The organism is Mesorhizobium sp., assembly GCF_005063415.1.
Classification (GTDB): Bacteria; Pseudomonadota; Alphaproteobacteria; order Rhizobiales; family Rhizobiaceae; genus Mesorhizobium.
This window is the reverse complement of record NZ_SUEG01000074.1, coordinates 15,997-27,007: the sequence shown is the minus strand read 5'-3', so window position 1 is coordinate 27,007 and position 11,011 is coordinate 15,997. Positions and strand designations below refer to the sequence as shown.

At 62.7% G+C, this 11,011-nt stretch carries 9 protein-coding genes; 7 read left to right on the top strand and 2 right to left on the bottom strand.

The features are described 5' to 3' along the window. Positions 1 to 87: 87 nt before the first annotated feature. Both rhaI and E5W70_RS19390 read right to left on the bottom strand, forming a co-directional pair. Positions 88 to 1,380: an L-rhamnose catabolism isomerase gene (gene rhaI, locus E5W70_RS19395; RefSeq protein ID WP_292660993.1), complete on the bottom strand. Its 1,293-nt coding sequence runs from the start codon at positions 1,378 to 1,380 to the stop codon at positions 88 to 90. Positions 1,381 to 1,557: 177 nt separating this feature from the next. Beyond that, entirely contained in the window at positions 1,558 to 3,660 is a 2,103-nt protein-coding gene (locus E5W70_RS19390) for a bifunctional rhamnulose-1-phosphate aldolase/short-chain dehydrogenase (RefSeq protein WP_292660990.1), read from the bottom strand. A gap of 187 nt (positions 3,661 to 3,847) precedes the next feature. On the opposite strand from E5W70_RS19390, the gene E5W70_RS19385 reads away from it, so the two are divergent. The 7 genes from E5W70_RS19385 to E5W70_RS19355 all read left to right on the top strand — a co-directional run bounded on the left by E5W70_RS19385 (position 3,848) and on the right by E5W70_RS19355 (position 10,989). After that, complete coding sequence (locus tag E5W70_RS19385) at positions 3,848 to 4,657, top strand: DeoR/GlpR family DNA-binding transcription regulator (protein ID WP_292660987.1); 810 nt, start codon at positions 3,848 to 3,850, stop codon at positions 4,655 to 4,657. A 55-nt stretch (positions 4,658 to 4,712) separates the two neighbouring features. Continuing rightward, positions 4,713 to 5,708: a rhamnose ABC transporter substrate-binding protein gene (gene rhaS / locus E5W70_RS19380; protein WP_292660985.1), complete on the top strand. Its 996-nt coding sequence runs from the start codon at positions 4,713 to 4,715 to the stop codon at positions 5,706 to 5,708. Positions 5,709 to 5,791: 83 nt separating this feature from the next. After that, positions 5,792 to 7,333: a sugar ABC transporter ATP-binding protein gene (locus tag E5W70_RS19375; protein WP_292660982.1), complete on the top strand. Its 1,542-nt coding sequence runs from the start codon at positions 5,792 to 5,794 to the stop codon at positions 7,331 to 7,333. Continuing rightward, positions 7,330 to 8,307: an ABC transporter permease gene (locus E5W70_RS19370; protein WP_292660979.1), complete on the top strand. Its 978-nt coding sequence runs from the start codon at positions 7,330 to 7,332 to the stop codon at positions 8,305 to 8,307. Before E5W70_RS19375 ends, E5W70_RS19370 begins: the two co-directional genes overlap by 4 nt. Continuing rightward, entirely contained in the window at positions 8,304 to 9,305 is a 1,002-nt protein-coding gene (locus E5W70_RS19365) for an ABC transporter permease (RefSeq protein WP_292660978.1), read from the top strand. Before E5W70_RS19370 ends, E5W70_RS19365 begins: the two co-directional genes overlap by 4 nt. Next, positions 9,305 to 9,622 (top strand): L-rhamnose mutarotase, encoded by a 318-nt coding sequence (rhaM, locus tag E5W70_RS19360; protein WP_292660975.1) that lies wholly within the window; start codon positions 9,305 to 9,307, stop codon positions 9,620 to 9,622. The genes E5W70_RS19365 and rhaM overlap by 1 nt, the downstream gene beginning before the upstream one ends. Further along, positions 9,619 to 10,989: an FGGY-family carbohydrate kinase gene (locus E5W70_RS19355; protein WP_292660973.1), complete on the top strand. Its 1,371-nt coding sequence runs from the start codon at positions 9,619 to 9,621 to the stop codon at positions 10,987 to 10,989. The genes rhaM and E5W70_RS19355 overlap by 4 nt, the downstream gene beginning before the upstream one ends. Positions 10,990 to 11,011 lie beyond the last annotated feature (22 nt).

The window sequence follows — 11,011 nt, the reverse complement described above, 5'->3', positions numbered from 1 at the left end:
CGGCAGCTATGCTACTAATCCGGCTGTGGTGCTAATTGGCTCCAACGACCCGCCCTTCGTGGCGGGTTTTTCATTTTCACCCCAGCTTCAAACAATCCCGCCGCCGACGCTCGCCACCGCCGGCCGTTCCGCTGCAACCTTCGCCCGGTAGCCGGCGGCGCGGTAGGCGGCGACCGGATCGATGGCGCCGCCGGTCTTGAGCCGTGCCATGGCAAGGATCGGCTCGACATCGGTGCGATAGGCTATCTTCAGCGTCTGCGTCGCCATCAGCGCGTCATTGGCGTCCTGGAAGCCCTCGAGCGCGCTGCGGTCGACCAGCAGCGCCTGGGCATAGGCGCGCTGCACCTCTATCGCCGACAGCATCAGGCTTTCGATCGGATCGGTGACGTTGTGGCTCTGGTCGAGCATGTGCGCCGGATCGAACCCTTCGGCGCCGGCAAGCTCGGCATCGACCAGTTCGTTGAAGACCAGGAACAGGCGGTAGGGATCGATCGAGCCGGCGTCGAGGTCGTCGTCGCCATATTTCGAATCGTTGAAATGGAAGCCTCCGAGTTTCTTGAACTGGATCAGCCGCGACACGATCATCTCGATATTGACGTTGGGGGCGTGATGGCCGAGGTCGACCAGGCAGAACGCCTTGTCGCCAAGCTCTTTGGCGATGATGTAGTTGGTGCCCCAATCCTGCACGACCGTCGAATAGAAGGCCGGCTCGTACATCTTGTGCTCGGTGAACAGCTTCCAGTCGCCCGGCAGTCCGGCATAGATCTCCTTCATCGCGTCGAGATAGCGCTCGAACGCCTTGGCAAAATTGACCTGGCCGGGAAAATTCGAGCCGTCGCCGATCCACACCGTCAGCGCTTTCGAGCCCAGCGTCCTGCCGATCTCGATGCATTCGAGATTGTGCTCGACCGCCTGCCGGCGTGTTGCTGCATCGGCATGCGACAGCGAGCCGAATTTATAGGAAAGTTTCTGGTCCCTGGCGTCGGAGAAGGTGTTGGAGTTGATAGCGTCGAAGCCGAGGCTGAAGCGGGATGCCGCCTGCTTCAGCCGGTTCGGATCGGCCTTGTCCCAGGGAATATGCAGCGAGACGGTCGGCGTCGCCTGCGTCAGCTGCCGGATGACGGCGCAGTCCTCGATCTTGTCGAAAATGTCGCGCGGCTCGCCGGCGCCGGGAAAGCGGGCAAAGCGGGTGCCGCCGGTGCCGACGCCCCAGGACGGGATGGCAACGGCGAATTTCTCGACCTTGTCGCGGATGGCATCGATGGCGATGCCGCGGCGGTCGAGGCGCTCGCCGAGAGACTCGTAGTCGCGTTTGAGGTCGGCATCGCGCGCGGCATTATGCTTGTCGACGAGGTCGGCGGAGATGATGGTTTCGGACATGGTGGTTTCCTCCCAATTTGCGTTGGTCGGCGCTGCCCCTCACCCTTACCCTCTCCCCGTAAAGAACGGGGAGAGGGGGATCACCGGCGTTGGAGCGCTTCCCTTCTCCCCGTCACTATATGGGGAGAAGGTGCCGGTAGGCGGATGAGGGGCAGCGCAACCCTCAAAGACGGTCGCTTATCGCGTAAAACTCTGCGCGTTGCCGGCGTCGACGTTGATGATGTTGCCGGTCGATTTTGCCGACATGTCGGAGGCGAAGAAATAGATCGCCTCGGCGATGTCTTCGGGGAATACCGAGCGCTTCAGCATCGAACGCGAGCGGTAATGCTCCTCGAGATCGTCGGTCGACATCTTGTAGGCGGCGGCGCGCTGTTCCTTCCACTCGCCGGTCCAGATCTTCGAGCCGCGCAGCACGGCGTCGGGATTGACGACATTGACCCTGATCTGCGCTTCCGCGCCTTCCAGCGCCAGGCAGCGTGCCAGATGGATTTCGGCTGCCTTGGCTGTGCAATAGGCGGCGGCGTTGGGCGATGCGGCAAGCCCGTTCTTGGAGGCGACGAAGACGACGTTGCCGCCGATGTTTTGCGCCCGGAACAACCGGAATGCTTCCCGCGAAACGAGGAAGTACCCGGTCGACAAAATGTCCATGTTCTTGTTCCACAGCGCCAGCGTAGTGTCCTCGATCGGCGCCGAGGAGGCCAGGCCGGCATTGGAGACCAGAATATCGATGCCGCCGAATTCGACCGCCGTCTCGGCAAAACCGGAGACCACCTGATCCTCGGACGTGACGTTGATGACGACGGGCCGCACGAAATCCTTGCCGTAGGCTTTCGCCAGTTCGTCATTGGCGCTGGCAAGGGCTGCCTCGTCGATGTCGGCCAGCACGACGCAGGCGCCTTCGCGCAACAGCCGGTTGGCGGTCGCCCGGCCGATGCCGCCGGCGCCGCCCGTGACCAGCGCGATCTGGCCGGCAAGAGCCTTTGGTTTCGGCAGGCGCTGCAGCTTTGCCTCTTCGAGCAGCCAGTATTCGATGTCGAAGGCTTCCTGGTCGGGCAGGCCGACATAGGTCGAGACCGTCGAGGCACCGCGCATAACGTTGATGGCGTTGACGTAGAATTCGCCCGATATGCGCGCCGTCGCCTTGTCGCCGGCGAAGGTGAACATGCCGACGCCGGGCATCAGATAGACGACGGCGTTGGGATCGCGCACCGGCGGCGAATCCGGGTGCTTGCAGTGGTCATAATAAGCCTGATAGCCGACGCGATACTCCGCCACATCGTCGGCAAGATGGGCAATGACCGCATCGACGTCGGGATTTTGGGGGTCGAACTCAATGACCAGCGGCCGGATCTTGGTGCGCAGGAAGTGGTCCGGGCAGGACGTGCCGAGTGCCGCCAGCGGCCGCAAATCCTTGGAATTGACGAATTCGAGCACCGCAGGAGAATCATCGAAATGACCGAGCTTGTGGCTGTTCTCCGAGATCAGGCCACGGATCCTCGGCATCAGTTTTGCGGCCACGGCGCGACGCGCCGGCGCATCGAGCGATTTGACGACTTCGCCGCCGAAGATCGGCTTGCCCTGGCTCTTGCGCTCGAACCAGTCGATCGCCTGGTTGATCACCGAGATCGTCGTCTCGTAGCATTCCTTCGGCGTGTCGCCCCAGCTGAACAGGCCATGGCTGGCCAGCACGACACCCTTGGCCTCAGGGTTTTCGCGGCAGAATTTCTCCAACCACAGGCCGAGCTCGAAGCCCGGACGTTTCCATGGCAGCCAGCCGATCGTGTCGCCGAAGATCTCCTTGGTCAGCGCCTGCGAATCCTTGGCGGCGGCAATGGCGATGATGGCATCGGGGTGCATATGATCGACATAAGGCTTCGGCACGAAGGCATGCAGCGGCGTGTCGATGGAAGCCGTGCGCGGGTTGAGGTTGAAGGTGCAATGGGGCAGATAGCCGACCATCTCGTCCTCATGTTCGAGGCCGCGATACAGACCTTTCAGCGCCCGCAATTTGTCCATGTAGAGCGTGGCGAAGCCGTCGAGCTTGATCGAGGCGCTGTCGCCGCCCGAGCCCTTGACCCACAGCACTTCCACGCTCTCGCCGGTGAGCGGATCCTTTTGCCAGATCTTGGAGGAGGTGTTGCCGCCGCCATAATTGGTGACGCGCTTGTCGGAGCCAAGAACATTCGAGCGATAGACCAGACGTTCGGGCTCGCTCATTGCTTGCGCTTTTGCGTCATCCCAAAGATTGGCGAGGCGCGTGCCGGAGCGCTTGTCGAGCATAGGTATCCTCCCTTTGGGACACGCAAACGGCGCGGGTCCCTTTTGTGCGAATTTCTACGCAAGCGGCCGTCTTGTCAATCACAAACGATCAACATCAATCATATTGCACTGCACAATGAAATTATCTGATCGGAAATGATTGACACTGCGCGCTTTGGGTGCCTAGATGCTCAGGCAGGGAGGAACCATGCACGAGAAAGAGCGCCACAGGATCATTCTGTCCGCCGTCCAGGAAAAGCCTGTGGTGACGGTGCAGGAGATGGTCGACCTGACGGAATCGTCCGAGGCGACGATCCGGCGCGACATCGCGGCATTGCATGTGCAAAAGCGCCTGCGCCGGGTGCGCGGCGGCGCCGAGGCGCTCTCGCCGCCGCAATTCATCGGCCTTGCCGGCCGGCCCTTTTCCGTCAACGAGACCATCAACGCCTCGCAGAAGCGGGCAATCGCGCGGGAAGCCGTGGAACTGTGCAAGGATGGCGAGCCGATCATCATCAATGGCGGCACCACCACCTTCCAGATGGTGCATTTCCTGACCGGCCGCCGCATGCCGATCTTCACCAATTCCTTCCCGATCGCCGAGCACTTGCTCAGGCACTCCAAGAACACGGTGATGCTGTCGGGCGGCACCATCTACCGCGAGCAGAACATCATCCTGTCGCCGTTCGACAATGACGTGACGCGCAATTTCTACGCGCGCCGCATGTTCATGGGCGCGCAAGGGCTGGGGCCGCTCGGTCTTATGGAAGGCGACCCGCTGCTGATCCAGGCAGAGCAGAAGCTGATCGACCAGGCAGACGAACTGGTGGTGCTGGTCGATTCCTCGAAGTTCCGCAAACGCTCGAGCCTGATCCTGTGCGGCCTGTCGCGCATCGCCACGGTGATCACCGACGACGGCATCGAGGATCGCGAGGCCAAGATGCTGGAGACCGCCGGCGTGACGCTGATCGTCGCCCGCACAACGCTGGGCAATAAGGAAGAATCTTCGCTGCAGGCCTGAGAAACACTCACGCCCGCAGCGGCGATGGAATGCAACGCTCAAGGGAGGATATTCGATGAGCTTTCTGAAGAAATTGATGGTTACGGCGGCGTTCTCCGCCGCCATGTTCGTGAATGCCGCCTACGCCGAAAACGTCAAGATCGCGCTGGTGGTGAAGTCGCTCGGCAACGGCTTCTTCGACGCCGCCAACAAGGGCGCCGAAGAGGCGGCCAAGGAGCTCGGCGATGTCGACATCATCTACACCGGCCCGACCAAGGCGACCGCCGAAGCGCAGATCGAAGTGGTCAATTCGCTGATCGCACAGAAGGTCAACGCCATCGCCATTTCGGCGAACGACGCCGACGCGCTGGTGCCGGTGCTGAAGAAGGCAATGGAGCGCGGCATTACCGTCATCTCGTGGGATTCAGGCGTCGCGCCGGAAGGACGCCAGCTTCACCTCAACCCCTCCGACACCAACCTGATCGGCGAGACCATCATCAAGCTTGCCGCCGACTACCTGCCGGAGGGCGGCGATGTCGCCATCCTGTCGGCTTCTTCGACCGCGACCAACCAGAATGCCTGGATCGACGCGGCCAAGAAGGTGCTGCCGGAGAAGTTCCCCAAGATCAAGCTCGTCGCCACCGTCTACGGCGACGACGACTCGGCCAAGAGCACGGACGAGGCCAAGGGTCTGCTGAAGTCCTACCCGAACCTCAAGGCGATCATCGCACCGACCACGGTCGGCGTCGTTGCCGCCGCTCAGGTGGTGACCGACGAAGGCCTGATCGGCAAGGTCAACGTCACCGGCCTGGCGCTGCCGTCGGAGTTCAAGAAGTTCATCGACAATGGCGCCAGCCAGGCGGTTGCGCTGTGGAACCCGATCGATCTCGGCTATTCCGCAGTGTACCTCGCCCATGACCTGGCGGTGAAGAAGGAAGAGGCGAAGCCCGGTGCTACGCTGTCGATAGGCCGTGTCGGCAAAGTCACGCTCGACGACACCAACTCGGCTGCGATGGCTCCGCCCTTCCAGTTCGACAAGTCGAACATCGAAAAGTTCTCCAAGATCTATTGATCCTGGAGCCTTCGAAACGGTGCGGCGGAGCTCAGGTCCCGCCGCGCTTTCAAACGAACCTTGTTTCAGGGCTTGATACGATTATGGACACGACAGCCCAGCACGAAGTGGCGAAGAGAGCGCCTTTGTCTCCCGGGCCGCGCCTGACGCTGTCCGGCATCTCGAAAAGCTTTCCCGGCGTGCGGGCGCTGCATGATGTCGGCCTGTCGCTCTATCCCGGCCAGGTAACCGCGCTGATCGGCGAAAACGGCGCCGGCAAGTCGACGCTGGTCAAGATCATGACCGGCATCTACCAGCCTGATGCTGGCACGATCAGCATCGACGGCCAGCCGGTCACACTGCCCAGCGCCCACGCCGCGTTCGGGCATGGCATCACCGCCATCCACCAGGAAACCGTGCTGTTCGACGACCTGACGGTGGCCGAAAACATCTTTCTCGGCCATGCGCCGCGCACGCGTTTCAAAACCATCGACTGGCGCACCATGCGCAAGAATGCCCGCGAGGTGCTCGACACGATGGGCGCCGGCCATATCGACGCCGACGCCAGGCTGAGGGATCTCGGCATCGCCAACAAGCACCTCGTCGCCGTTGCCCGCGCCATGTCGATCGACGCGCGGATCGTCATCATGGACGAGCCGACGGCAGCGCTTTCGATGAAGGAGATCGAAGAGCTTTTCCTGCTGATCGAATTCCTCAAGAGCGACGGCAAGGCGATCCTGTTCATCAGCCACAAATTCGATGAGATCTACCGCATCGCCGACCGCTATACCGTGTTCCGCGACGGCGAGATGGTCGGCGAAGGCCTGATCAAGGACGCCGGCCAGAGCCAGATCGTGCGCATGATGGTCGGCCGCTCGGTCGATCACATCTTTCCGCAGCGCAAGGCCGAGATCGGCGCGCCGGTACTGGCCGTCTCCGGCCTATCGCACCCGACCGAGTTCGACGACATAGGCTTCGAGCTGCACAGGGGCGAAATCCTCGGCTTCTACGGCCTTGTCGGCGCCGGGCGCAGCGAGGTGATGCAGGCGATATCAGGCATCACCCGCACCAGCGGAGGCACGATCACGCTGGAGGGTAAGGCAATCGCGCCGAAGTCGGCGGCGGATTCGATCAATGCCGGCATCGTCTACGTGCCGGAGGAGCGCGGCAAGCAAGGTGTGGTGATCGGCCTGCCGATCTTCCAGAATGTCTCGCTGCCCTCGCTCAAGCGTACCTCCAAGTCCGGCATGTTGCGGCTGGCGGAAGAGTTCGCCCTGGCCCGCGCCTATACCGAGCGGCTCGACCTGCGGGCTTCCTCGCTCAGCCAGGACGTCGGCACGCTGTCGGGCGGCAACCAGCAGAAGATCGTCATCGCCAAATGGCTGGCGACCGCGCCCAAGGTGATCATCCTGGACGAGCCTACCAAGGGCATCGACATCGGCTCGAAGGCGGCCGTGCACGGCTTCATGGCCGAGCTCGTCGCGCAAGGCCTGTCGGTGATCATGGTGTCGTCCGAACTGCCGGAAATCCTCGGCATGTCCGACCGCGTCGTCGTCATGCGCGAGGGCCGCATTGCCGCAGTCTACGACAATAAGGGGCTCGACGCCGAAACACTGGTCAGGACGGCAGCGGGGATCACGGCATGAAGGCTTTTCTCAGATATCGCGAGGTCTGGCTGCTGGCGGCCATCGTCGTGCTGATCGGGCTGATCTCCACGCGGTTTCCAGGTTTTGCCGATCCGGCCAATCTGCGCCAGGTGTTCAACGACACGTCGATCCTGATGATCCTGGCGCTCGGCCAGATGGTCGTCATCCTGACCCGCTCGATCGACCTGTCGATGGCTTCCAATCTCTGCTTAACCGGCATGGTGGTGGCGATGCTGAACGCCGCGCATCCGGCGATCCCGATCCCGCTGCTGATCGTCATCGCACTTCTGGTCGGGCTCGTGCTCGGCGCCATCAACGGCCTGCTGGTATGGCGGCTGAACATTCCCTCGATCGTGGTTACGCTCGGCACGCTCACCATCTACCGCGGCGCCACCTTCGTCATATCAGGCGGCGCCTGGGTCAATGCCGACCAGATGAGCGCTGATTTCATCGGGCTGCAGCGCGCGGCTTTCCTCGGCATTCCGGTGCTGTCCTGGATCGCCCTCCTTGTCATTGCATTGTTTTTCCTCGTGATGACGCGCACCGCGCTCGGCCGCTCGATCTACGCCATCGGCGTCAACCCGACGGCATCGGTCTATGCCGGCATCGATGTCGGCCGGACGAAATTCATCGTCTTCTGCATCTCGGGGATGATCGGCGGCCTCTGCGGCTATCTCTGGATCTCGCGCTACGTCATCGCCTCGGTCGAGGTCGCCAATGGCTATGAGCTCAACATCATCGCCGCCTGCGTCATCGGCGGCATCTCAATCGCCGGCGGCATCGGCTCGGTCGGCGGCGCGGTGCTCGGTGCGCTGTTCCTTGGCATCATCTCCAACGCGCTGCCGGTCATCAACATCTCACCCTTCTGGCAGATGGCGATTTCAGGCAGCGCCATCATCCTGGCCGTAGTGCTCAACGCACGCGGCGAACGCCGGCAAGGCCGCATCATTCTCAAGAAGGCGGAAGCGGCATGACCGACACCCCTGCTCCACGCCACATTCCCGATCGGCTCGACAAGCCATTCACTGCGGCGGTCTTCTCCTGGGAGGCGCTGCTGGTCGTTGTCGCGGTCGCCATTTTTGCCGTCAACAGTTTTGCCTCGCCCTATTTCCTCGACGCGTGGTCGCTGTCGGACCTGACCTTCAACTTCACCGAAAAGGCGCTGATTGCGCTGGCCATGGCGCTGCTGATCATCTCCGGCGAAATCGACCTGTCGGTCGCCGCCATCATTGCGCTGGCGTCAACGATGATGGGCATGGCGGTGCAGGCCGGCGCCGGCACACCTGCGCTGGTGGCAATCGGCCTCGTCGTCGGGCTCGGCTGCGGCGCCTTCAACGGCCTGCTCGTCACCAGGCTCGGCTTGCCGTCGATCGTCGTCACAATCGGCACGATGAGCCTGTTTCGCGGCATTGCCTTCATCATCCTGGGCGACCGTGCCTATAAGGGCTACCCCGCGAGTTTCGCCTTCTTCGGCCAGGGCTATGTCTGGTGGGTCGTGTCGTTCGAACTGACGCTGTTCCTGATCGGGGCAGTCGTCTACTGGTTCCTTCTGCACCGCACGAGCTTCGGCCGCCGGGTCTTTGCCATCGGCAACAACCCGGTCGCGGCGCAGTTTTCCGGCGTACGCGTCGGCCGCATCAAATTCATCCTGTTTTGCCTGACCGGACTGATGGCGGGCATCGCCTCGGTGCTGATCACATCGCGGCTCGGCTCGACCCGGCCGTCCATCGCGCAGGGCTACGAGCTCGAAGTCATCACCATGGTGGTGCTCGGCGGCGTCAGCATCCTGGGCGGCGCCGGCAGCATTTTGGGCGTGGTGCTGGCGGCCTTCATCATGGGACTGGTGACCTTCGGCCTCGGCCTGCTCAACGTGCCCGGGATCGTCATGTCGATCTTCATCGGCCTGCTGCTGATCATCGTCATCGCGCTGCCGATCCTGTGGCGGCGCGTGCGGCGGGAGCGCTTTGCCTGATGCCCGAGAAATACGCGTTCAAAATGAAGCTCAATCCGGGCATGAAGGCCGAATACAAGAGGCGCCACGATGACATCTGGCCGTCACTCGTCGCGTTGCTGAAACAGGCCGGTATCTCCGATTATTCGATCCATCTCGACGAGGAGACCAACATACTGTTCGGCGTGCTGTGGCGACGCGATGACCACGGTATGGACGAATTGCGGAAGCATCCGGTGATGCAGCGTTGGTGGGCCGAGATGGCCGACATCATGGAAACCAAGCCGAACAACGAGCCGGTGGCGGTGCCGCTGGAAACAATGTTCCATATGGAATGACCCGCCACGTCGCCGTTATCGATATCGGCAAGACCAACGCCAAGGTGGCGCTGGTCGATCTCGCCACATCGAGCGAAGTGGCCCTGCGCACGGTGGCGAACGAGCCGGTTCGGCAAGGCCAGTACCCGCACCATGACGTCGAGCGGTTATGGGCGTTTATCCTCGGCAGCCTGGCCGAGATCGATCGCGAGCAGCGCATCGATGCGATATCGATCACCACGCATGGCGCAACGGCCGTGCTGGTCGACGCATCAGGCGAGCTGGCGCTGCCGGTGCTCGACTACGAATTCGACGGGCCGGATGCCCTTGCCGGGGACTATGACACGATCCGTCCGGCATTCTTCGAGACCGGCACGCCACGCCTGCCGGCCGGCCTCAATCTCGGCGCGCAGCTGTTTTGGCAGCAGAAGCGCTTTCCGGCGGATTTCGCCAGAACCGCCGCGATGCTGATGTATCCGCAATACTGGGCCTTGCGCCTGACCGGCGTCGCCGCCAGCGAGGTGACTTCGCTCGGCTGCCACACCGATCTGTGGAACCCGTGGAAAGCGGATTTTTCCTCACTTGTCGACCGGCTGCAATGGCGCCGGCTAATGGCGCCGGTGCGGCAGGCCAAGGACCGCTTGGGCCCGATCCTGCCCGCTCTGGCGCGGCAAACCGGCCTCGATCCGCAAACGCCGGTGTATTGCGGCCTGCACGATTCCAACGCCTCGCTGCTGCCGCATCTCCTGTCCGACAAGCCGCCCTTCTCCGTTGTCTCGACCGGCACCTGGGTGGTCTCGATGGCGGTCGGCTGCAGCAAGGTCGCGCTCGATCCGGCCCGCGACACGCTGGTCAATGTCAACGCACTCGGCGATCCCGTGCCTTCGGCGCGCTTCATGGGTGGCCGCGAGTTTTCCCTGCTGACCGAAGGCCAATCGGAAGACTGGACGGAAGACGATATTGCCACGGTGCTCGCGCGCAAGACGTCCCTATTGCCTTCGACCCAACAGGGTTCGGGGCCGTTTCCGCACTACGCCGCAGGGTGGCTCAACGCCGAAGGTATAACGGCCGGCCAGCGCTTTGTCGCCATCTCGTTCTACCTGGCGCTGATGACCGCGACCTGCCTCGATCTGATCGGCGGCGAGGGGTCAACCATCGTCGAAGGACCCATCGCCCGCAACCGACTGTTCACCCGCATGCTGGCTGCAGCGACGGCACGCGCCGTCATTGCCTCCGAGGCTGCGACAGGCACCAGCATCGGCGCCGCCTTGCTGGCGTCGGACCAGGGGACACCGCAAGGCAGAGGCGAAAGGACCGAACCGTCGGCCGATCCACTCTGGACAAGTTACGTGCGCTCCTGGCGTTCGGCGGTCGACGAACGAGCCTGACCGCCGAGCTCATGGCGCCCTG

Coding starts and splice junctions, on each gene's coding strand:
- rhaI (WP_292660993.1), bottom strand. CDS start 1,380: ATGTCCGAAACCATCATCTCCGCCGACCTCGTCGACAAGCATAATGCC.
- rhaM (WP_292660975.1), top strand. CDS start 9,305: ATGCCCGAGAAATACGCGTTCAAAATGAAGCTCAATCCGGGCATGAAG.
- E5W70_RS19370 (WP_292660979.1), top strand. CDS start 7,330: ATGAAGGCTTTTCTCAGATATCGCGAGGTCTGGCTGCTGGCGGCCATC.
- E5W70_RS19355 (WP_292660973.1), top strand. CDS start 9,619: ATGACCCGCCACGTCGCCGTTATCGATATCGGCAAGACCAACGCCAAG.
- rhaS (WP_292660985.1), top strand. CDS start 4,713: ATGAGCTTTCTGAAGAAATTGATGGTTACGGCGGCGTTCTCCGCCGCC.
- E5W70_RS19385 (WP_292660987.1), top strand. CDS start 3,848: ATGCACGAGAAAGAGCGCCACAGGATCATTCTGTCCGCCGTCCAGGAA.
- E5W70_RS19375 (WP_292660982.1), top strand. CDS start 5,792: ATGGACACGACAGCCCAGCACGAAGTGGCGAAGAGAGCGCCTTTGTCT.
- E5W70_RS19365 (WP_292660978.1), top strand. CDS start 8,304: ATGACCGACACCCCTGCTCCACGCCACATTCCCGATCGGCTCGACAAG.
- E5W70_RS19390 (WP_292660990.1), bottom strand. CDS start 3,660: ATGCTCGACAAGCGCTCCGGCACGCGCCTCGCCAATCTTTGGGATGAC.